This window comes from Streptomyces hundungensis, assembly GCF_003627815.1.
Taxonomy (GTDB): Bacteria; Actinomycetota; Actinomycetes; order Streptomycetales; family Streptomycetaceae; genus Streptomyces; species Streptomyces hundungensis_A.
In genome coordinates this window covers 1,727,485-1,748,728 of record NZ_CP032698.1, presented here as the reverse complement: position 1 = coordinate 1,748,728, position 21,244 = coordinate 1,727,485, and the positions used below count along the sequence as shown (strand labels likewise).

General features: G+C 73.3%; 23 protein-coding genes and 2 pseudogenes. 17 read left to right on the top strand and 8 right to left on the bottom strand.

All coding sequences use genetic code 11. The annotated features are described in order from the left end of the window. Position 1: 1 nt before the first annotated feature. The 5 genes from DWB77_RS07870 to DWB77_RS07850 all read left to right on the top strand — a co-directional run bounded on the left by DWB77_RS07870 (position 2) and on the right by DWB77_RS07850 (position 1,998). On the top strand, positions 2-256 hold the full coding sequence (locus DWB77_RS07870) for a gas vesicle protein GvpG (protein ID WP_120720560.1): 255 nt from the start codon (positions 2-4) through the stop codon (positions 254-256). Then, entirely contained in the window at positions 256-639 is a 384-nt protein-coding gene (locus tag DWB77_RS07865; RefSeq protein WP_120720559.1) for a gas vesicle protein, read from the top strand. The genes DWB77_RS07870 and DWB77_RS07865 overlap by 1 nt, the downstream gene beginning before the upstream one ends. Beyond that, complete coding sequence (locus tag DWB77_RS07860) at positions 636-1,442, top strand: GvpL/GvpF family gas vesicle protein (protein ID WP_120720558.1); 807 nt, start codon at positions 636-638, stop codon at positions 1,440-1,442. Before DWB77_RS07865 ends, DWB77_RS07860 begins: the two co-directional genes overlap by 4 nt. Then, positions 1,439-1,654: a gas vesicle protein gene (locus DWB77_RS07855; protein WP_120720557.1), complete on the top strand. Its 216-nt coding sequence runs from the start codon at positions 1,439-1,441 to the stop codon at positions 1,652-1,654. Before DWB77_RS07860 ends, DWB77_RS07855 begins: the two co-directional genes overlap by 4 nt. Before the next feature lie 74 nt (positions 1,655-1,728). Next, positions 1,729-1,998: a gas vesicle protein K gene (locus DWB77_RS07850; protein ID WP_120727507.1), complete on the top strand. Its 270-nt coding sequence runs from the start codon at positions 1,729-1,731 to the stop codon at positions 1,996-1,998. Positions 1,999-2,117: 119 nt separating this feature from the next. Here the strand turns inward: DWB77_RS07850 and DWB77_RS07845 are convergent. Beyond that, positions 2,118-2,765, bottom strand: a pseudogene (locus tag DWB77_RS07845) (phosphatase PAP2 family protein); the annotation flags it as partial. A 290-nt stretch (positions 2,766-3,055) separates the two neighbouring features. Between DWB77_RS07845 and DWB77_RS38780 the strand changes: the two are divergent. Continuing rightward, a pseudogene (locus tag DWB77_RS38780) lies at positions 3,056-3,850 on the top strand (RNA polymerase sigma factor SigF); the annotation flags it as partial. A 211-nt stretch (positions 3,851-4,061) separates the two neighbouring features. Here the strand turns inward: DWB77_RS38780 and DWB77_RS07835 are convergent. Then, on the bottom strand, positions 4,062-5,300 hold the full coding sequence (locus DWB77_RS07835) for a PAS domain-containing protein (protein WP_120720555.1): 1,239 nt from the start codon (positions 5,298-5,300) through the stop codon (positions 4,062-4,064). A gap of 88 nt (positions 5,301-5,388) precedes the next feature. Between DWB77_RS07835 and DWB77_RS07830 the strand changes: the two genes are divergently transcribed. The 3 genes from DWB77_RS07830 to DWB77_RS07820 all read left to right on the top strand — a co-directional run bounded on the left by DWB77_RS07830 (position 5,389) and on the right by DWB77_RS07820 (position 8,687). Continuing rightward, entirely contained in the window at positions 5,389-6,102 is a 714-nt protein-coding gene (locus DWB77_RS07830; protein WP_246033455.1) for an ANTAR domain-containing response regulator, read from the top strand. A gap of 116 nt (positions 6,103-6,218) precedes the next feature. After that, positions 6,219-7,436 (top strand): aminotransferase class I/II-fold pyridoxal phosphate-dependent enzyme, encoded by a 1,218-nt coding sequence (locus DWB77_RS07825; protein WP_120720554.1) that lies wholly within the window; start codon positions 6,219-6,221, stop codon positions 7,434-7,436. A gap of 72 nt (positions 7,437-7,508) precedes the next feature. After that, positions 7,509-8,687, top strand: a complete 1,179-nt coding sequence (locus DWB77_RS07820; RefSeq protein ID WP_246033454.1) for an MBL fold metallo-hydrolase — start codon at positions 7,509-7,511, stop codon at positions 8,685-8,687. Positions 8,688-8,774: 87 nt separating this feature from the next. Here DWB77_RS07820 and DWB77_RS07815 read toward each other — a convergent pair whose 3' ends face one another. Next, positions 8,775-9,350 (bottom strand): DedA family protein, encoded by a 576-nt coding sequence (locus DWB77_RS07815; protein WP_120727501.1) that lies wholly within the window; start codon positions 9,348-9,350, stop codon positions 8,775-8,777. A gap of 71 nt (positions 9,351-9,421) precedes the next feature. Beyond that, entirely contained in the window at positions 9,422-10,192 is a 771-nt protein-coding gene (locus tag DWB77_RS07810; protein ID WP_120720553.1) for an MBL fold metallo-hydrolase, read from the bottom strand. A gap of 188 nt (positions 10,193-10,380) precedes the next feature. On the opposite strand from DWB77_RS07810, the gene DWB77_RS07805 reads away from it, so the two are divergent. The 7 genes from DWB77_RS07805 (at position 10,381) to DWB77_RS37650 (ending at position 17,207) form a co-directional block, all read left to right on the top strand. Beyond that, complete coding sequence (locus tag DWB77_RS07805) at positions 10,381-10,785, top strand: hypothetical protein (RefSeq protein ID WP_120720552.1); 405 nt, start codon at positions 10,381-10,383, stop codon at positions 10,783-10,785. 94 nt (positions 10,786-10,879) lie between these two features. Next, a complete protein-coding gene (locus tag DWB77_RS07800) occupies positions 10,880-13,003 on the top strand; it encodes a phage holin family protein (protein ID WP_120720551.1) in 2,124 nt (707 codons plus the stop codon). A 69-nt stretch (positions 13,004-13,072) separates the two neighbouring features. Further along, entirely contained in the window at positions 13,073-14,419 is a 1,347-nt protein-coding gene (locus tag DWB77_RS07795) for an amino acid permease (protein ID WP_120720550.1), read from the top strand. Between the two features lie 213 nt (positions 14,420-14,632). Continuing rightward, on the top strand, positions 14,633-16,060 hold the full coding sequence (locus tag DWB77_RS07790) for an LmeA family phospholipid-binding protein (RefSeq protein WP_246033453.1): 1,428 nt from the start codon (positions 14,633-14,635) through the stop codon (positions 16,058-16,060). A 198-nt stretch (positions 16,061-16,258) separates the two neighbouring features. Then, on the top strand, positions 16,259-16,453 hold the full coding sequence (locus DWB77_RS07785) for an antitoxin (protein WP_120720549.1): 195 nt from the start codon (positions 16,259-16,261) through the stop codon (positions 16,451-16,453). A gap of 187 nt (positions 16,454-16,640) precedes the next feature. Continuing rightward, positions 16,641-16,985, top strand: a complete 345-nt coding sequence (locus DWB77_RS07780; RefSeq protein ID WP_120720548.1) for a hypothetical protein — start codon at positions 16,641-16,643, stop codon at positions 16,983-16,985. 60 nt (positions 16,986-17,045) lie between these two features. Further along, on the top strand, positions 17,046-17,207 hold the full coding sequence (locus tag DWB77_RS37650; protein ID WP_162952467.1) for a hypothetical protein: 162 nt from the start codon (positions 17,046-17,048) through the stop codon (positions 17,205-17,207). A gap of 144 nt (positions 17,208-17,351) precedes the next feature. Here the strand turns inward: DWB77_RS37650 and DWB77_RS07775 are convergent, their stop codons facing one another. From DWB77_RS07775 to DWB77_RS07765, 3 genes are all read right to left on the bottom strand, one after another. Continuing rightward, the gene (locus DWB77_RS07775; protein WP_120720547.1) at positions 17,352-18,338 is read right to left on the bottom strand and encodes a glycoside hydrolase family 6 protein; all 987 of its coding nucleotides are present in this window, start codon (positions 18,336-18,338) and stop codon (positions 17,352-17,354) included. A 171-nt stretch (positions 18,339-18,509) separates the two neighbouring features. Next, positions 18,510-19,085, bottom strand: coding sequence for a GNAT family N-acetyltransferase (locus tag DWB77_RS07770; protein ID WP_120720546.1), 576 nt, complete (start codon positions 19,083-19,085; stop codon positions 18,510-18,512). Positions 19,086-19,239: 154 nt separating this feature from the next. Further along, the gene (locus DWB77_RS07765; RefSeq protein WP_246033829.1) at positions 19,240-19,818 is read right to left on the bottom strand and encodes a histone deacetylase; all 579 of its coding nucleotides are present in this window, start codon (positions 19,816-19,818) and stop codon (positions 19,240-19,242) included. A 246-nt stretch (positions 19,819-20,064) separates the two neighbouring features. Between DWB77_RS07765 and DWB77_RS07760 the strand changes: the two genes are divergently transcribed. After that, the gene (locus tag DWB77_RS07760) at positions 20,065-20,448 is read left to right on the top strand and encodes a nuclear transport factor 2 family protein (RefSeq protein ID WP_120720544.1); all 384 of its coding nucleotides are present in this window, start codon (positions 20,065-20,067) and stop codon (positions 20,446-20,448) included. Here the strand turns inward: DWB77_RS07760 and DWB77_RS07755 are convergent. After that, positions 20,438-21,244: a helix-turn-helix domain-containing protein gene (locus DWB77_RS07755; RefSeq protein ID WP_120720543.1), complete on the bottom strand. Its 807-nt coding sequence runs from the start codon at positions 21,242-21,244 to the stop codon at positions 20,438-20,440. The two genes, DWB77_RS07760 and DWB77_RS07755, sit on opposite strands and share 11 nt — an antisense overlap.

The following is a 21,244-nucleotide window of genomic DNA, read 5'->3' as shown; positions in this document are numbered from 1 at the left end:
CATGGGCCTCCTGAAGGAACTGCTGCTGCTTCCCGCGGCGCCCGTCCGCGGCACCTTCTGGGTGCTCGGGCAGGTCGCCGCGGAAGCGGAGCGGCAGTACTACGACCCCGCGACCGTGCGCCGCGAACTCGCGCAGCTCGAAGAGAAACTGACGAACGGTGAGATCGACGAGGCCGAGTTCGACCGCCGTGAGGACGAGCTCCTCGACCGGCTTGAACACCCCACCCGAGCCCCCGCCGATCCCCGGAGGAACTGATGGCCACCCCGGCACGATTTCCCGACGCCTACCCGTCCGACAGCGGCGGCGCCAACCTCGCCGACATTCTCGAACGTGTCCTCGACAAGGGAATCGTCATCGCCGGGGACATCCGCATCAACCTCCTCGACATCGAGCTGCTCACGATCAAGTTGCGGCTCATCGTCGCCTCGATCGACAAGGCCAAGGAAATGGGCATCGACTGGTGGGAGGACGACCCCGCCCTCTCCACCGGTGCCCGGCGCCGTGAACTGGCCCGCGAGAACGAGGAGTTGAAGGCGCGCCTCGCCGCCATGGAGGCGTCCCGGTCCGTCGACGACGGGCCGCGGGCGAAGGCGGAAGAGGTCGAGAGCTCCGAGCGGGCTTCGGGCGGTGACCGATGAACGACGACCACCTGCCGGACGGCCACCTGCTGTATGTGTACGCCGTGACGCGCCCCTTCGCCGCCGCGCTCCCCGCCGGGACGTGCGGCCTCGACGGGGCGCCCCCCACCCTCATCGAGCACCGGGGCCTGTGCGCCGCCGTCAGCCCGGTCCCCGCCGCCGACTTCGACGCCGCTCCCCTCCGTGCCCATCTGGAGGACATGGACTGGCTCGCCGCGACGGCCCGCACCCATCAGTCGGTGATCGCCGCACTCGCCGAGGTCACCTGCCCCGTGCCGCTCCGGCTCGCCACGGTGTGCCGCGACGAGGACGGCGTGCGCAGACTCCTCGACTCCGGACGCGCCCGCTTCGAGCCCACCATCGAACGTCTCGACGGACGCATCGAATGGGGCGTCAAGGTGTACGCCGACGCCCCCGCCCCCGAACGGGCCGCGCCCGCACCGGAGGTGAAGGCCGCCACCGGACGCGACTACCTGCGTCGTCGGCTCGGCCAGCGCCAGTCCCGGGACGAGACCTGGCGGAAGGCCGGAACCCTCTCCCGCGCCCTGCACGCCGACCTGTGCGAGCGCGCCGAAGCCGGACGGCTGCACCAGCCGCAGAGCGCGCGGCTCTCGGGCGCGTCCGGCGAGAACGTGCTCAACGCCGCCTACCTGGTGCCCCGCGAACGCAGCGAGGAGTTCGTCGCCGCCGTACGCGAGCGCACCCCGCACGTCGACGGCGTACGCGTGGAACTGACCGGCCCCTGGGCGCCGTACTCCTTCGCCGGGGGCCCGGACGACGGGGCGGACCAGGAGGAGTCGTGAACGAGGAAGGCGAAGCACTCGCCCAGCGCGAGATCGCCCTGGTCGACCTGCTCGACCGGCTGCTCGCCGGCGGCGTGGTCATCACCGGCGACCTCACGCTACGGATCGCGGACGTGGACCTCGTACGCATCGACCTGAACGCTCTGGTGAGCTCGGTCAGCGCCGAAGTCCCGTCCCCCTTCCAGGAGTTCGAGTACGAGGAGTTGGCGTGACGGAAGACCTGCTGAACGAGGCGCGGGCGCACGCGCGGGAGGAGCCGGAGCAGGGGAGCGGGTCCCGGCGCCGGGTGGAGCTCGACGCGGACACCGTGGAGCGCGATCTGGCGCGGCTCGTCCTGACCGTCGTCGAACTGCTGCGCCAGCTCATGGAACGCCAGGCGCTGCGCCGCGTGGAGACCGGCGAACTCACCGAGGACCAGGAGGAGCGGATCGGGCTCACGCTCATGCTCCTGGAAAGCAGGATGGAGGAGCTGCGGTCGAAGTTCGGGCTGCGCCCCGAAGACCTCAACATCGACCTGGGCCCGCTGGGCCCACTGCTCCCGCGCGACGGCGCCTGACCGGATCGCCCGCTCTCCCGTGCTCTCCTTTCACGCGCGGACCCCACCATCACACGGCAACAAGCCCCCTCGCTTCCCGGCCCGGCCGGAAGGCGAGGGGGCCGCGCACGCTCACTTCACCGTCGTACGGTGCCGGGCGCGCGGTCGGCGACGACCACCGGGTCCGGGTCGGCGGGCGGCGCCGGCGTCTCGGCGTGCGGGTGCTCGGGCGACGGGAGCGGGGAGCGCTTCGGTACGAGCGCGCGGACCGCGAAGGCGGCGCCCACGCCGAGCGCCGCGCCCGCCAGTACATCACCGGGATAGTGCACCCCCGTGTAGACGCGGGACGCGGCCACCGAGATGCCCAGCGGGGCCACGACCGCACCCCAGGCGGGCGACTCCAGGGCGACGCCCGCCACGAACGCCGCCGCCGAGGCAGCGTGGCCGGAGGGGAAGGACGTGGTGATCGGGTAGCGCTTCAACTGCCGGACCAGCGGCACCGCGTCGAGCAGCGGCCGCGCCCGGCGCACCGAGCGCTTGGCCACGGTGTTCACGGTCAGCGAGGCCAGCGCGAGCGAGGCGACCCCGCGCAGCGCCGCGCGCCGGGCGTGGGGCGAGCGTGTCGCGTTCATCGCGGCGGCCGTCGCGAACCACAGGACGCCATGATTGGCGGACCGGCTGAGCCGGGGCAGAACGGCCTCGGCGGCCGGCCAGTGCCGGGTCGCCGCGAAGTGGAAAAGCGCCCGGTCCTGGGCGCCGAGTCGCTTGTGCCAAGAGGTGTGCGTCATGCCACGCGGGTACCCGGGCACCCCCCGCCCAACCGGCCCCCACCAGGGGTTCGGCGTCGCTGGACGCCGGGTGTGCCGGGGTCGGGGACCGGGTCGCGCGAACGAGAAGCACCCTTTTGACGGCCGCCCGCCACCCGCCACGTTTGGTCCGCCGGACGCCGGGCAGGCGCATGGCGTGCTTCGGACCGGAGGCACGTCCGTGGGAGCGGCTGTCCGCTCCGGGCGTGCCCAGGCCGGGCCGGCTCCCCGGTGACCATCGACCGCCGCACCGCTCCAGGGAGCCGGATCCCATGCGTACCCACACCACCACGGCGAAGAACAGGCACCCGCACGACGACGCACCCAGGACCGCGGCCGACTTCGAACGCCTCACGGCACTGCCCGAGGGGCCCGAACGGGACGCCCTGCGCGAGGACTTGGTCCGCGCGTGGCTGCCCATGGCCGAGCGGATCGCCGGACGCTTCCGCAACCGGGGCGAGGCGCTCGAAGACCTCCGCCAGGTCGCCGCCCTCGGCCTGGTCAAAGCCGTCGACCGCTACGACCCGGCCCGCGGCGCCGCCTTCGAGAGCTACGCCGTGCCCACCATCACCGGCGAGATCAAGCGGCACTTCCGCGACCACATGTGGACCCTCCATGTGCCGCGCCGCGTACAGGACTTGAGGGGGCGGGTGCGGGCCGCGACGCAGGAACTCGTCGCGAGCGCCGACGTCCAGCGGCCCGGAGTGGCGGACCTCGCCGCGCACACCGGCATGACCGAGGACGAGGTCAGGGCCGGCCTGGAAGCGATCGACAGCTTCAGCGCGCTCTCCCTCGACGCCGAACTCCCCGGCGGCGACGACGGATACAGCCTGAGCGACTCCCTGGGCAGCGCCGACCCGGCTCTCGACATCGTCATCGACCGGGAGTCCATCAAGCCGGGCCTGCGCTGTCTTCCCGAGCGTGAGCGGAAGATCCTCTACATGCGCTTCTTCCGGGACATGACGCAGAGCCGGATAGCCGAGGACCTCGGCATCTCGCAGATGCATGTGTCCCGCCTGATCACCCGCTGCTGCGGCCGGCTGCGGGACCAGGTCCTTCGGGACGCGCACGACGAGCACACCCGGCCGACCCGTCCGGCCGCGCGTACGCCCCGGGCGACTCCGAGCGCCGAGAGCGCGTCCAGCGCGCCGACCACCGGGGGAGCGGACGCCGCGGTGAGGACGGGGCCGCCCAAGGACGCGACGAGGACCGTACGGGCGCAGGTCGCCCCGACGGCTGCAAGGACGCGGAGCGTGAGCGCGACCGAGCGGGCCAGGGCTAAGGCGAAGGTGCGGGCGGCGGCACCGCGGGCGAGGGCGGCGACGCGGCCGCGCAGGACGCACTGGGCACCTCAACTGGCGCGCGGAGAGCAGAATCTGTCGAGGCGTCAGGACTCGGACGTCGCATAGCCAGCGCGATATGACGGGACATCATGTCCATCGCCTGCCCCTCCGCCATCGAGAAGGGGCGCGCCGAACCGGTGCGGAACAGTGTGAGCACCCCCGCCACCGGACCGGGCGCCCCCAGCGGCACACACATCAGGGACGACACCTCCGCGCGGGCGAGCACCGGAGTCCCCGAAGGATCCCGGCCGAACCCGTCGATGTCCTCGGGCCGCACCTGAAGCGCCCCGTTCCCGGCCCGCGCCGCCTCGACGACCAGCGGGCAACTCATGGGGTCCTGGTCGGCCAGCGTGCGCAGCAGCGCGTCGGCCGCCGCGTCCGAAGGGCCCAGGACCACGGTGCGGCGAAGCTCCCCGTCGACCAGGTCGGCCACGATCCAGTCGGCGAAGCGTCCGCAGAGCGCGCGGGCGGCCCCCGAGAGCACCGACTCCCGCTCGCCCGGCGGGTGTTGGAGCAAGGTGGACGCCATGAGGTCGACGACGTCCATGAGGCGGGCGTGCCGGGTCGACTCGGCGAGGTCGGGGACCTCAGGCGGAGGCGGAGCGGACACCGGGCCGCCGGCGCTGCCCGCCTGGAACACCACGAGCACCGCGGAGTGCGGCTCGTCCGGCGGCCGCAGCGCGGTCAACGTGGCCAGCAGGGGCTCCCCGGGGCGCTGCTGGAGGTGCACGACGATCCCGCGATCACCCTCACCCCGGGCCACCGCGGCGGCCTGCGAGCGGAACGCCGCCCGGTCGCCGGGGGTGAGCAGCGCCGCGAGCGGACGGCCGGTGGCGTAACCGGCCCGGACCCCGGTCAGGCCGGTCGCGGCGAAGTTCAGCCTGCGGACGACGGTTTCGCGGTCGACCAGCGCGACCGGCAGCGGCAACCGCTGGAACAGGGCTTTCAAGAGCTGCCGTTCCTGCCGCTCGACCGGTGAGGGAGTCCCCGACGCGGCAGCCAGGCGTTCATAGCGCGGCCACAACTGCTCGGCCACGTGCTGGAGTTCGAACAGGGCCGCGTCCAGTACCACCGACTGGTCGCCGGCCGGGCGAGCACGCGCGGTGCGCAGCTCGCCCACCCGTCTGACGAAATCCGCCAGTTCCTCGCCGAAGTCGTCTTCCCTCTGCGTCATGGGAGAAAGCTAGCCCCTGCCAACGGCGCCCGGGAGCCTGTCGTTTCGGCTGCCCGGCGCCGGGAAGACGCAGCAGAAGGAGGCTGTTGTGATACTGCCCGAGCCGGAACGCCAAGAACCCGAGACGACCTCCACCGCCCGGCGCCTGTCGCTGCTCACCGAACAGGCCGTGCGCTGCGCCCCCGCCTGCTGCGGAGCGGCCGCCACGATCACCGACAGCGGGCCCGAACGCCGAGTCACCGCCACCCACCCCGACCTGGCCCCGCTCACCTCCCTCCAGCTCGCCTGGGGCGAGGGGCCCATCCCGAGCGCGCTGGAGGCGGGCCAACCCGTCGACAGCGAGGACCTGCTGACCGAGGACCGCTGGCCCGGCTACCGCGCCCTCGCCCTCGAATCCGGCGTACGCTCCTGCGTCACCCTGCCCCTGTGCCAGTCCGGAATCGAGGTCACGGTCAGCCTCTACTCCTACCGGCCCGGCTCGCTCGAACACCTCGTACGCGGACCGGTGGGCATCCTCGCCAGCCAGACCACGGCCACCCTGGTCCGCGACCGCCGCTACCGCGCCGCGCTCGCCGAGGTCGAGCAGCTGGAGACGGCCCTGCGCTCACGCCCGGTCATAGACCAGGCCAGCGGCATCGTGATGCACGTCCTGGCCTGCGAGGCCGAGGACGCCTTCGCTCTTCTGCGCACCGTCTCCCAGCGCACCAACCGCAAACTCGTCGACGTCGCCGAAGCCGTCGTACGCGCCAAGGGCCGCGGCCTGGAATCCGAACTCTCCGCACTGGCGAACCCGGGCGGCTGACCCACCCCGCCCCACCTCGCCCCCGGCGCCCACACAAGCGGCGGGGTCGGCCAAACCTCCGTATAAAGGGCTTGAAGGGCATGGCTCGTGCCGGACGGGGGCCGAGGAGGAACGCGATGCAGGGGACGGCCGCCGAAGGGCGCGGACCGGTGCGCTACGGCCCGCCCGCGCCCGGACCCGGTCTGCCCGTGCTCCCCGAACTCGCCGCCGCGCTCGAGGCCGCCGCCCGGCGGACCGAACCCGAGCCGCCCGGCGGCGGACCCGAACTGCGCGAGGCGGCCCGCGGGTACTGGCTGCGGCGCGCACTGCCCACCACCCCCGAGCGCGTCGTGGCCGCCCCGGGCGCACAGCCCCTCCTGATCGCGCTGCTCGGCGCGTACGGCGGCGACGTCCTGATGCCGAGGCCCTGCCCGGCGTGGTGGGCCCCGCAGGCCCGGCTGCTCGGCACGCCCGCCTATCACGTACCGACCCCGGCCGAATGCGGCGGCGTACCCGACCCGTACGCCCTGCTCGAAACCGTCCGCCGCGTCCGCGCCGAGGGCGGCCGGCCCCGGATCCTGCTGCTCTGCGTGGCCGACGACCCGACCGCGACGATGGCGCCGCCCGAGACGGTACGGGAGGCCTGCGAGGCGGCCGTCGCCGAGGGACTGCACATCATCAGCGACGAGACCTGGCGCGACACCGTGCACCGGCCGCACGAGACGGTACCGATCAGCCCGGCCGAGATGTGCCCCGACGACGTCACCGTCCTCGCCGACCTCGGCGGCGCGTTCACCCCGCCCGGCTGGCCCGCCGCCGTCGCCCGCTTCCCCGACACGGCGGCCCACATTCCGCGCCGGGCCCGCACCCTGGACATCCTCGCCGCGCTCGGCGCCGTCGTCCCCGCCCCCCTCGCCGCGGCCGCCGCGCTCGCCCTCACCGAACCGGACCCCGTCGTCGAGCGGGCCCGCCGCGCCGCGGCCCTGTACGCCCGTGTCGCGGCCGCCGCCCACCGCGTCGTGCTCGACGCCGGGGCCATGGCCAAGGTCCCGCAGGCCGGGCGCCACCTGTACGCCGACCTGGGCCCGTTCCGCGCCCGCCTCGCCACGCACGGCGTCACCGACTCCATGGACCTGGAGGACTACCTGACGTCCCGCCTCGCCACCCCCACGCCCGGCGGCCACCGCTTCGGCGACGAACTCGGCGCCCTGCGCGTGCGCCTCGCCACCGGCCCCCTCCTCGGCGCCACCGAGGAGCAGCGCCTGGACTCCCTGGAAGCGGCCAACCCCCTCCAACTCCCTCACGTACGCGCCGCGTTGGGCCGATTCACCGCCGTACTCGCCGAACTGCGCTGACCCATGACCGACCCCTGCGGCCCGCCCGCCCTGCCACCGACCCGAGCGACGCCACGGAACGGAGTTGCCCCGATGACGGATCAGACGGATCAGACGGACCAGATGGGCTGGACGGACGGGACGGACGGGGCGGGCGGCCGGGGCGAGCACCCCAGGCATCCGATGCAGTCCGCGCAGCCGATGCAGCCCCCGCAGACCCTGGACCTCGTGCCCGCTGCGGTCACCCCGGAGCCGGAGCCGGAGCCGGAGCCGGAGCTGGAACCCGAGCCGGAGCTGGAGCCGGAGCCCGAGCCGCGCCCGCTCGGTGAGCTCCGCCGCTGGCCCCGCTCCTTCGCCGACCGGCTCACCGCGCCGCTTCCGGGCATGCGGGCCATGGCCCGGCTGGCCCGCGAGGGGGCGATCCGGCCGAGTCCCGAGGGGCTGCGGGCCATCCCCGACCTCCCCTTCGCGCCGGGCCAGCTGCCCGCGGCCACCCTCGACGCCCCGGCCGTGACCTGGGCCGGTCATGCCAGCTGGATCGTCCGCATCGGTGGGCTCACCGTCCTGACCGACCCCGTCTGGTCCCGGCGCATCCTCGGCATCCCGCCCCGAATCACGCCGGTCGGCGTTCGCTGGGAGGACCTGCCGCCCATCGACGCCGTGGTCATCAGCCACAACCACTACGACCACCTCGACGCCCCGACCCTCAAACGACTCCCGCGCGACACCGCTCTCTTCGTCCCGGCCGGCCTCGGCCGCTGGTTCCGGCGCCGCCGTTTCCACCGCGTCACCGAACTCGACTGGTGGGAAGCCGCCGAATATCAAGGCGTCCGCTTCGACTTCGTACCGGCCCACCACTGGTCCAGACGCGGACTCACCGACACGTGCCGCTCCCTGTGGGGCGGTTGGATCCTGCGTGACCAGCGCCGACACACGCTCTACTTCGCGGGAGACACCGGGTACGGCCACTGGTTCAAGGAGATCGGCCGCCGGTACGCAGGGATCGACCTGGCGCTGCTCCCCATCGGCGCGTACGCACCGCGCTGGTGGCTCCGGGACGTGCACGCCGACCCGGAGGAAGCCGTACAGGCCTTCTCGGACCTGGGCGCCCGCCGGATGGCGCCGATGCACTGGGCGGCGTTCGTGCTGTCCGCCGAACCGGTCCTGGAACCGCTCACCCGGGTCAGGGCCGCCTGGGAACGGGCCGGCCACCCCCGGGAGAACCTGTGGGACCTGCCGGTCGGCGCTTCACGCATCCTGACCGAGACGTGAGCCGAGGAACCAGCGCCGACGAACCCGGAGCGGCAGGACGGAACGGCCCGGCGTCGACGCCCCCCGAGCCGCAGGCCGAGAGCGCTCTCAGCCCCCTTCCGGAGCCACCCGCCCCCGCCCGCGCCGCATTCTGCGCCACCCCGCCGGCGCTCCACTGATCAGGAGGGTCAGGGCGACCGCCACCGCCACGCCCTTCCAGGGCTCGTCGAAGAGCGAGCCGCCGAGTATGCCGATCAGCCCGTACGCTCCGGCCCAGGCGAGGCAGGCCGGGACATCGCCGTGCACGAAGGCGCGCAGCGGCATCTCGCCGAGCAGGCACGCCAGCATCACCGGGATCCGCCCCGCGGGAACCAGGCGGGACAGGACCAGGACGACCACGCCGTGGTCATGGAGTTTGCGCTGGGCCTGCTCCAGATGTTCCGGCGCGACCCGGCCGCGCAGCGCCGCGAGCCGGCGCGAGCCGTTCTTGGAACGCACCCCGCGCTGCCCGAGCCAGTACAGGGCGACATCGCCGAGGAACGCGCCCACCGCACCCACCACGAACACCAGCAGCAGCGAGAACCAGTCGGTCTGATGGAAGGCGACCACCGCGGCTGTCGACACCAGCGCCCCCGTGGGCACCACCGGCACCAGTGAGCCGAGGGCGACCAGCACGAAGAGCATCGGATATCCGGCGGCCTGCTGGGTCGCCCCGGGCGTCACCGCGAAGGCCAGCTCGACAAAGCGGGTCGCACTCAACGGGTCGCCTCCAGACGCACACGCTCGCCGTGGCCGAGCCGGTGCACCGCCGCCTTCGGGGCGAGCCGGGCGGCATGCCGTACGAACTCCTCACCCGGGGCGTGGAATTCATGCGGCCGCACTGCGTCCATGCCGATCGGCCAGTACGTTCCGTAGTGCACCGGCACCGCCGAGAGCGCTCCCAGAGCGGCGAGGGCCTCGGCCGCGCGGCCCGCGTCGAGATGGTCCGGGCCCAGGCGCGGGCCCCACCCGCCGACCGGGAGCAGCGCCACGTCCACCGGCCCGACCGCGTCCGCCATGTCCTCGAACAGGCCGGTGTCCCCGGCGAAATAGGTCCGCGCCGTGCCCTCGACGACATAGCCCAGCGCGGGGGAGCGATGCGGTCCGAACGGCAGCCGGCGCCCGTCGTGCCGGGCCGGCACGACCCGTACCGCGATGTCCCCGACGCGGACGGTGTCACCGGCCCGCACCTGCGTGATGTCAAGGCCCAGTTTCGCGAGCCCCGGCACCGAACGCACCGCCCCCGCCGGGACGATCAGCCGGGTGCCCGGCGCGAGGCGGGCGAGCGAGGGAACATGGAGATGGTCGGCGTGCAGATGCGAGACGAGCACCGCGTCGGCCACCGCGGCCTCCGGCGGCGGCGCCGCGCCCCGGCGCCGGCGCAGATGGGCGAGGCGCCGCGCGAAGAGCGGATCCGTGAGCAGCCGCACCTCGGAATCCTCGATCGTGCAGGTGGCATGACCCCACCAGGTGACCTCCACCGGCACGGAAATCCTCCCCTTGACTCGACCACGAGCGACGACGGTTGTTGATGAGCCTAGATGGCACACCATCGAAGCGTCGGAGCCGGGACCCGGGCGCCGAACCAGGACGGATGGAAGATCTGGCATTACCGCGGCCGTTCCGGCCCGTGATGAGTAGGGTCGGCCCGGACTTCTCATCCAAGGGGGACGGTATGGACGAGGTGCGTGTGGCGGCGATCGCCAGCCTGACCCCGCTGGAGGAACTCGGCCTCGACCCCTTCCTGGTGGACACCCGCGGCCAGCACGAGCTGTGCGAGACGTGGGCGGCGGGCCGCGGGTACGTGGTCACCAGACAGCTGCTGTTCTACGGTCTGCGCCCGGACCACCTGGGGCTCTGGACGGATGTGGACGCGGGCCTCGTCGACGTGTTCGTCGCCGCCAACGACCGTGTTCTGGCACGGGCGTTGACATCGGTCCCGGAGTTCTCCGCCGAGTGTGAGCGCCGGGGCGTACGCCTGGAGACGGCGGGCCTCGACGAGCCCGCCTACGACGCCGCGAAGAAGGCCCACATCCACCGCCGCCTGTCGATGCCCACCGCCGGATACGACGGCTGCTGAGCGGCCCAGGACCCCCGCCGCGACGCGCCCCCGAGCCCCGCCGGCCCCTGTGGCAGGGTAAGGAGGAACAGGCGAGGCGAGAGGCGGGGGCGGCGTGGGGCGATGGCGTACGACGGGCCGCGCCCTGCTCCGGGTGGCCGTGGTGTGGGTCGTCTCGACGCTCACCATGATGCTGCTCGCCGGCCTCCTGCCCGACTTCCGGCTCACCTCCGCCGACGGCGCCGCCCTCACCCGCGTCGCCCTCACCGCGGCCTGGGGCGCCGGCGCGTTCGGGCTGCTCAGTGCGCTGGTGTGGCCGCTCGTGGTGCGGGCGTTCCTGCTGGTGCCCGCGCTGGTCCTCGGCCTGCTTGTGTTCTTCCTCAACGGCTCGCTGCTCCTGGTCGCGCTCCATCTGATCCCCACCGGTCAGGGCACGGCCAACCCCGAGACCGCGGTGATCGTCGCGGCCGTCATGTCGGCGGTGGCCTCCGCGACCTCGACCGCGCTCGCCGTGCGCGACGACGACGCCTACCGGCACCGCCTTTCCCGGCTCGCCGACCGCCGCAGGCGCCGACGCGGCCTCGCCGCCGGGCCGCTGCCGCCCGGCCTGGTCTTCCTCCAGCTCGACGGGGTCGGCGAACAGGTGCTGCGGCACGCCGTCGCCACCGGCCTGATGCCCACCGTCGCCACGTGGCTGATGGGAACCCACCGCCTCACGCCGTGGCGCACCGACTGGTCGAGCCAGACCGGCGCCAGTCAGCTCGGCATCCTGCACGGCACCACCTTCGACGTGCCCGCGTTCCGCTGGTACGAGAAGGAGAGCGGCGAGGTCATGGTCTCCAACCGGCCCGCCTCCGCCGTGGAACTCCAACGCCGCGCCGTCGAGCGCACCGGCGACGGCGGACTGCTCACCGTGGACGGGGCCAGCCGCGGCAACCTGTTCTCCGGCGGTGCCGAACAGGTGGCCCTCGTCCTGACCGCGGCCGCCCGGCGCGGCCGCCGCAACCGCTCCCGCGCCGGATACTTCGCCTACTTCCTGGACCCCGCCAACGCGGTGCGCACCGCCGGCTCGTTCGTCGCCGAGGTGGGCCGCGAGCTCACCCAGTCCACCCGCGCCCGGCTGCGCAAGGAGCAGCCGCGCGTCCCACGCGGCGGTCTCTACCCCTTCATCCGCGCCTTCGCGACGGTCGTGGAACGCGATGTGGTCGTCGCCGCCGTCCTGGGCGACCTGCTCGCCGGCCGCACCGCGGTCTACGCCGACCTCGTCGCCTACGACGAGGTCGCCCACCACTCCGGGCCGCGCGGCCGCGACGCCGAGCAGGTCCTCAGACGCCTGGACCGCTCCCTCGCCCTGATCGCCGGCGCCGTCCGCCACGCCCCCCGCCCCTACCGGATCGTGCTCCTGTCCGACCACGGACAAAGCCCCGGGGAGACCTTTGAGAGCGCGTTCGGACTGACCCTGAAGGACCTCGTACGGGCCGGCTGCGGGCTGCCCGTACCGCGCCGCGCCCGGCGCACCCGCAGCGGCGCGGAGGCCAGGTACGCGGTGCGGGTCGCGCTGCACCGGCCGGTCGGGGAGGGCGAGGAGCGCCGGCCGGAGCCTGACTCCGACCCGGTGGTGCTCGCCTCCGGCAACCTCGGGCTGATCTCCTTCCCCGGCATCGAAGGCCGCCTGACGCGCGAGGTCATCGACCGCCGTCACCCGGCGCTGCTCGCGACCCTGGCGAACCACCCCGGCATCGGCTTCCTCCTCGTCCGCAGCGAGGAACACGGCGCGGTGGTGCTCGGACCCGGCGGCGCCGAGGTGCCGATCTCCCAACTCGCCGACGACGAGGGCCCGTTGAAGGGATTCGGGCCGGGAGCGGCCGACGCGGTACGCCGCACGGACACCTTCCCGCACGCCGCCGACATCATGGTCAACTCCCGGTACGACCCGGCCACGGGCGAGGTGCACGCCTTCGAGGAGCAGATCGGCTCGCACGGCGGACTCGGCGGCGAGCAGTCCCGTCCCTTCCTAATCTCGCCGCTCGACCTCACCGCACCCGTACCCGACGGCGAGGACCTCATCGGCGCCGAACAGGTCCATCACGTCCTGCGGCGCTGGCTGCGCGAGGGACAGGGACCGCAGGTCCCGGTGGGTACGGACGTTCTGGCCGGCCCGGAGAATTCGCCGTCACCCCGCCAAGCGGAAGGACCATTTCCGGTTGCCGGCGGGGCCGCACAGGACAAAATCGGCTGATTTGGCGGCCTGCCACCCGTACCCGACCATGGTCAGGTTTGTCCCGTACGAGAGGCCTGCCACCCCGTCATGACCCGCCAAGAAACCCCGAGCAAGCACGCCCGGCAGTTCGGCCTGCCGATCGCCACCGCGCTGGTCATGGGCAACATCATCGGCGGCGGAATCTTCCTGCTGCCCGCCTCCGTCGCCCCGTTCGGCACGATCAGCCTGGTCGCGTTCGCCGTCCTCACCGCCGGCGCGATCGCCCTCGCCCTCGTCTTCGGCCGGCTCGCCCAACGCCACCCCCGGACCGGCGGCCCCTACGTCTACGCCCGTGCGGCCTTCGGCGACTTCGCCGGATTCCTCGCCGCCTGGTCGTACTGGATCACCACCTGGGTCTCCAACGCCGCCCTCGCGGTCGCCGCCGTCGGCTACCTCGACGTCCTCATACCCGTCCACGAGTCCAAGGCCGCGACGATCACCGCGGCCCTGCTCCTCCAGTGGCTCCCGGCCCTCGCCAACCTCGCCGGCACCCGGTACGTGGGCGCGGTCCAACTCCTGTCCACCGTCTTGAAGTTCGCCCCGCTGCTCCTGGTCGCCGTGGGCGGACTCTTCTTCTTCGACCCCGCCAACCTCGGCCCCTTCCAGGCGCGCGGACAGTCCGGGCTCGGCGCGATATCCGCGTCCGCCGCGATCCTGCTCTTCAGCTACCTCGGCGTCGAGTCCGCCGCCGTCAGCGCCGGCGAGGTCCGCGATCCGCGCCGCAACGTCGGCCGCGCCACCATCCTGGGCACCCTGGGAGCAGCCCTCATCTACCTCCTGGGAACGCTCTCCGTCTTCGGTACGGTCCCGCACGACCAACTGGTGTCCTCCACCGCGCCCTTCACGGACGCCGTGAACTCCATGTTCGGCGGCTCCTGGGGCGGCACCGCGGTCGCCGTCGCCGCGCTGGTCTCCATGGTCGGCGCCCTCAACGGCTGGACCCTGCTCAGCGCCCAGACCCCGTACGCCGCGGCCAAGGACGGGCTGTTCCCGCAAGTGTTCGCCGCGAAGCGGCGCGGCGTTCCGACGGCCGGCGTCCTGGTGACCGCCGTCCTCGCATCCCTCCTCACGGTCTACAACTACACCGCGGGATCCAAGGGCGTCTTCGAGACCCTGGTCCTGGTGACCACCTTCACCGCCACCGTCCCCTACCTCCTGTCGACCGCCGCCCAGATCTACTTCCTCGCCTGTGGCCAGTCGCAGCGCGTACACCGTTCCCGCCTGGCGCGCGACGCGGTCCTCGCGGTCCTCGCCTTCGGCTTCTCCATGTGGCTGGTGGCGGGCAGCGGTTACGAAGCGGTCTACCAGGGCGTCCTGTTCCTCTTCGCCGGTGTCCTCGTGTACGCGTGGATGGCGGCCCGCAAGCAGCACGGGCAGACGCGAACCGCGGACTGACGCCTCGGGTGCCCGGACGCGGGCCCGAGCGGAACAGGGGGCGCCGGGCCCGCGCCCGCAGACGTGTTGTTCACCACGCCCGTCCACCACGCCCGCCCGCCACACACGGCCCCTCGCGGCGAGCCTGCCGGGCATATCGTGCATATCTTGCATATCGGGCGTAGCGACAGCGGCAGTCGCGTACGAGTGGATCATGTGTGGTGGGATGAGGTGATGCGAACCCCCACCCGCATGCAGCCCCGCTACCGCAACCCCTATGACGAACTGGCCGCCCTGGCCGACCCCGAGCCGGACCCCCACCCGGACGACGAACCCTGGACCGACCCCGATCCCGCCCTGGATCCCGGCGCCGATCCCGCCTCCGGCACCCGCTCCGGTTCCGGCCCCGCCACCCAGCGTCTCCCGGGGGCGATACCCGGGCAGACATGGGCGGGCCGCCCGACCGCCGGCGACGCCCCGACCGACGGCATCTTTCCGACCGCCGACGCCCCGGGGCCCGAGGGGCCCGCCGCCGCACATCCGCGCACGGAGCCGGGCGACGACTTCTTCGCCTCCCCGCCGCGTCGCCGCCGCGCCTCGAACTCCCGCCGCACCCGGCGCGGTCGCCGACGCCGCAGCAGCCTGCTCGGCGCCGTGCCCCGCGCCACCAAACTGCTGATCGCCCTCGTCGTGGGTGCGGGGTTCCTGGTCCTCGGTGACCGTTGCGCGGTGATGTACGCGGAGAAGAAGGCGCAGCACGCGCTCCAGTCCGAGCTCGGCCTTGCCGCCGCTCCCCAGGTCGACATCCACGGCTTCCCCTTCCTCACCCAGGTCCTGGACAAGCGCCTGGAACGCGTGGACGTCACCGTGCCGCATGTGCCCGCCGACCGTGTCTCCCTCGCGAAGGTACGGGCCGGAGCGCGCGACATCGAGCTGACGGGCGACCTGCCCAGCGACATCAGCGGCGCCGTGATCGGCAGTCTGAACGGCGAGATCACGCTCGCGTTCGACGACATGAACCGCGAACTGGCCGCCTCACAAGTCGAGTTCAGCCGCAAGACCGACAACACGGTTGGTGCGGACGGCAAGTTGACCATCGCCGGACAGGAACTCCGCGTCAGCGCGGCGGCTCAGCTGCGGCTCGACGGCGACCAGGGTCTGTCCACGGACATCGACGGCATGAGCCTGGACATGCCCGGCATCGCCATCTACCGGCCCGGCCGCGACCGGGGCCTGACGCTGCACCGCGAGAGCGCCGAACTCATCGCCCGCGACACCGCCCGGGTGAAGGCGCTGCTCTCGGTGCCCGCCGTGGTGAAACGGCTCGGGGTGCCGGACAAGGACGTCCAGGTGGCCCTGCGCGACGAGGAGAAGCTCCACGAACTGGCGGGCACGCCCCGCTTCGCCGAGCAGCTCACCCACGTCAACCTCGTCGACGTGGTGGCCGACCACCCCTGGCTCCTGTCGAGGATCGGCATCGACCCGAAGCTGATCGCCGGCCTGCTCGCCCTGCGGCCCCCGGAGCTGTCCGACCGCCTCTCCTTCTCGTTCACCCTCCCCAAGGAAGCGCACGATCTGCGTCTGCGTGACGTACGCGTCGAGAAGAACGGCATCGTGGCGACGGTCTCCGGCACGGGGCTCAAGGTCGGCAAGGGCACCTAGCGAGACCGACCCCCGGGCCGGGTCCGGGCTCGCCGCCCCTGGCCCTCCGGGGGTGGTGCTACGGCCCGCGGGGGCGGCCATGGGCGCCGCCCCGTGCCGTCAATGCCTCCGCCCGCCCCCGGGCCGGTGCCGTCTGGGGGTGCGAACCCCGGCGAATGCACGGATGCTGGGAGGGCCAGCATCCGCAAGGAGGCAAATATGTCGATGCTCGACAAGCTCAAGGGCCTGCTGAAGGGCCACGAAGACCGGGCGCACCAGGGCGTGGAGAAAGCCGGCGACGCCTTCGACGCGAAGACCGGCAACAAGTACCAGAGCCAGGTCGACATGGCCCAGCGGAAGATGAACGAACAGCTGGGCCCCGACGGCTCGCAGAACACCCCACCGCAGAGCTAGCCGGGCCCCCAGGGCCCTGACCACGACGCCGCCCCCGCCGGCCCCCGAAGGGCCGTGCCCAGGGGCGGCTCGCGGCGCCCACGGCACCCATGCGAAGCCCGGGTCGCTACGTCAAGAGGAGTCACCCGGTAGAGCGGATCTGCCCGGATCCGCCCACGCCACCGGCCCCGACGGGCAGAGCTGTCTCGTGCCGTCCGTCTCCCTCGCCTTCCTGCGCCGCACCCTGGTGGTGCTGGTGGTGCTGGTGGTGCTCGGCGCGCTGTTCGGGGCGGCGCCCAACGTGCAGGCGTGCGAGGGGCGGACGGTGGTGGGCACGGCCGAGGCGCCCGTGCCCGAACCCTCCGGCGAGGGCCTGCCGGACGCCGCCGACGCGGCACTCCCCGTACAGCCGGGCCATCTCGCGCGTCCCGTCCGCCCCGCGCCCACCGATGCCCGGCGGCCGGAGCCGGTGCCACCGCTCACCGCCCCCACCCCCGACGTCCGTCAGCCGCTCACGGCGACGGGCGTCCGCTGTGTGGTGCTGCGCTGCTGACCGTTCCGTACGGAACCAGGTCGGCCAGCCAACTCACGTACCCAGCAAGGTGGTTCAGCCATGCCCATCGACCCCCTCGCGGCACTCAACGCCATGATCCGCGCCGAAGCCGCCCGCATCCGGCCCGCAGGACCCGGCGCCCCCGAAGAGGCACCGGAGCCGCCCGACGACCAGGAGCCCCGCCCCCGGCGACAGCACCCCGCCGACCCCCGGGACCGCTAGCGGGTAGCGGCCGGGGAGCGGGTCAGGCGGCAGGGCGGGTACCTGAGAGCGCTCTCGGGCACCGGCACCGGCATCGCCAAAAGGCGGCAGCCCAGCACCCGGCACCCGCACTCGCCCGGCACCAAACCGCCACCCCGCGCCCCGCTAAGCCGCGCCGGCCGCGCGTGCAAGGCCCAGTGCGTACTCGGGCCACCAGCGGCCGGCCGCCGGGCCGCCCCGGCAGGTGCCGTCCGACTCGCCGGGGCGCTTGACCCACAGGTAGGCGTCGATCAGCGCGTCCCCGGTGGCGATCGTGGGCGGGGTGCCGAGCGCGCGGCCGGGCGGGTTGCACCAGGGGTCCTCGCCGTCGGCGTAGGGGCCGTTACCGTTGCGGCTGGTGTCGACGACGAAGTGCTTGCCGCCCAGCGCGGCGGAGAGCCGGTGCCCGTACTCGGCGCTGGAAGCGGTCGTCTGGAACGCGGAGACGTTCAGCGAGAACCCGTCGGCCCGGTCCACCCCCGCCTCCCGCAGCGGTCCCAGGAGCGTCGACTGGTCGGTGACCCAGCCGGAGTGCCCGGCGTCGAGATACACCTTCGTCGCGGGCCCGCGCTTCAACTGCCCCACGGCGTGGGCGAGTAGGGACAGCCGCTCCGCCGACGGCGCGCCCGGGCAGCCGCTCACCAGGTGGGCGATCGCGTCCGGCTCGACGATCACCGTGGCCGGACGGTCGCCGATGCCGCGCGCGAACGCCTCGATCCATGCCCGGTAGGAGGCCGCGTCCTCGGCCCCGCCCTGCGAGAGCCCGCCGCAGTCGCGGTGGGGAATGTTGTACGCGACGAGGACCGGCATCCGTCCGGCGCGGGCGGCGTCGCCGGTGAGGGCGCGTACCGACTGCTCGATGCCCTCGGGCCGGGGCCAGTCCGCCTGCGGCCGCAGCGAGATGCGCTCGATCAGCTCCGCGTCCGCCGCCCGGCCGGCGCCCCGCCACTCGGTGACCTGCCGGGCGGCCGGGCCCACCGGATTCACCCAGTAGGGACCCGGGTACGGCTCGCCCGACCGGGGCGCGGATGCCGGCGCGCTGAATCCGAGCGAGAGCGCGGCGGCGAGCACCGCGAGGCAACAGCGCACAGGGGAGCGCGACCAACGGGACATGGAAACCCCAAGGATGCCGAACCGAACAATTGCGGAGATCTTGGCATCCGGAGCCCGTGCGAGCCCGAAGGAGAGGGCCGTACGGCCGAGCGCGCCCCGGGCGCACACGGTCGGCCGGGTGCGATCTCCGGGGCCGCGCGGGCCGGGTGGGTCTCCTCAGGGACGGGTGGCTCAGCCCGCCTCGCGGACGTGGACGTGGCCGTCCCTGGGGTAGGGCGGATAGGCGGGCAGGATCCGCTCGAAGCGATAGCCCGCCTTCTCCGCGACGCGGCACGAGGCGAGGTTGTCGACCTGGTGAAGCAGTTCGACACGGCGCAGCCCATCCTGTGCGAAGGCTTCGAACGCCCATGCTGAGAGCGCTTCCAGAGCGCGGGGAGCCACGCCCTGCCCGCGTGCGTGGGCCAGCGTCCAGTACCCGACCTCGGCGACCTCGCGGCCGGTGTCCTCGTTCCACCGCAGGCTGATGTTTCCCAATACCGCCCCGTCGTCCGTGCCGAGTCGCTCGGCGCAGACGGCGAAGGCGAGCCGGGTCCCGTCCTCGCGGCCGCGCCGCTGGAGGTCGAGCCACCACCGAGCGTCCTCGGGGCCCTCGATCGCACGCGTGGTCCAGCGCGCTATGTGGGGGTCACCGTAGGCCTCGATCACCGTCTCGGCGTCCTCCGCCCGCCAGGGCCGCAGCACCAGACCGCCCGCCGCCCCGGCCGCGGGCACCCGCAGCACTTCCGTCGCGCTCCGTATCTCCGTCATCCCCGTTGTCCCCCTCATCCGCGTACTCATCCGCGTGCTCATCTGCGTTGTCCTGAGGGCCGGGCCCGCTTGCCGGGCCGAACCCCTCCGGAGCCCGAGTCTCCCCGAGCCGGTCCCTCCCGGACAACAGCAGCAGGGCGACGGGGAGTTGGCGTCACTCCGCCAAGAGCTGGGCGACCGCCCCCTCGGTCCACAGGCCCGCCGTGCCCGGGCACGCCGCCAGATAGGCCGTAACGGCTCGGTCGTCCCAGGCGCCCGCTTCCCGCAGGCCCTCCGCCAGGTGCCTGAGATAGGCGGCCGAGGGGGCCGTCCAGTCGACCTCGTCCATGCGCCAGGGCGCGGTGAACGTGAGCACGGGCCGCCCCTCCAACCACCCGGCGTGGACCAGGGTCTCGTACCGCCCCTCACCGAGCGTGGCCCGTCCGGTGCGCAGCACCTCGCCGAGGTCGAGGTCCGCTCCGGGATCCCGGTACATCTCCTGCGCCGCGATGTCGGCGAACTGGCCCGTCGAGATCAGATGGGCCCGGGCGAGGACGCGCCCGTCCGCGCCGGGGTCGTAGAAGGCCCGCCCGCCTCGCCACACGGGCGAGCGGGTGGCGAAGTAGAGCGCTCCCGGAAGCTCCAACGGCACGGAAAGCGCGGGGAGTTGGCGGTCGCGGCACCCCGGGTAGGTCCGCGCCGCACCCGGGGGCCGGCCGCCCCGGATGTAGTGGGCGAGCCGGTCGACATGCATGTTGGAGCCGTACGCGGCGTACCAGACCAGGCCGTCCGGTCGGCCCGGACGAAGGGCGGGCGAGCTGTTGTCCACCGTGACACCTCCACTGCGTCCACCGGATCCGGGGGGCCGCCGCCGCATTACCTCAGCGGTAATCGACCCCTCGACCGCCGCCCGGCAGAGTGGGGGACATCGGGACCCGGGCGGCGCACTCCGGTCGGGTCCCGGGTTTCTGACCAGGTAGAACGTAAGCCATGGAGGCTGATGCACATGTCCGAGAACCGCTACGGGACCGCCGTCGCCCGCTACTTCGAGGCCTGGAACGCCGGTTCCGGTGAGCAGATCGCCAAGGCCGTCGCCGCCGCCTGGGTCGAGGACGGCACCTACACCGACCCCCTCGCGGACGTTGCCGGGCACGACGCCATCGCCGCCGTGATCGGCGGGGCGCGGGCCCAGTTCCCGGGGTTCTCGTTCCGGCTGCTCGGCGAGGTCGACGGTCACCACGACATCGCCCGCTTCGGATGGGAGCTGGTGTCGGCGGCCGACGGAACCGCCCCGGTCGCCGGGTCGGATGTGATCACCCTCGCCGAGGACGGCCGCATCCGTGCCGTCGCCGGGTTCCTGGACCGCGTACCGCCTACGGCATGAGCGACTGAAGGTACGTCGCCGTCTCCGGGTCGGCCGGCAGGAACGTCTCGATGGCCAGCTCGGAGACGGTGACATCCATCGGCGTGTTGAACGTGGCGATGGTCGATATGAACGACAGGACCGTGCCCGCGACCTCGATGCGCAGCGGCAGCGCGAAGGGAAGCGCCCGAGGGTCGCCCGCGTCCTCGGGCATCGGACCGCCGGACGGCACGGGGTGGGCGGCGACCTCCTCGTACAGCGCGCGAAGGCCGTCGTTGCGCAGCAGGGCGATCTGACGCTCCATCTGTTCCAGGAGGTGGCCGCGCCACTGCGCCAGGTTGCGGATGCGCGGAGCGAGGCCCTCGGGGTGCAGGGTCAGGCGCATGGCGTTGACCGGCGGGGCCAGCAGATGCCCGGCCACACCGTCGAGCAGCATCTCGATGCCGCGGTTGGCGGCGAGCACCGTGTACGTCGCGTCCACCATCAGTGCCGGATACGGCTCGTACGCCCTGAGCAGGCGCTCCATCTGCTCGCGCAACGAGTTCATGGCGGGGTCGTCGAGCGGGGTCTGGGCGTAGTGCGGGGCGTAACCGGCGGCCAGGAGCAGCGCGTTGCGTTCGCGGACCGGCACGTCCAGGTGCTCGGCGAGGCGCAGCACCATCTCCTCGCTCGGGCGGGACCTGCCGTTCTCGATGAAGCTGATGTGCCGCGCCGAGGAGTCGGCGCGCAGCGCCAGCTCCAGTTGGCTGAGCCGGCGCTGCTCGCGCCAGCCACGCAGCATCGGCCCGACTCTCGTCTCCAGTACGGCAGTTGTCAT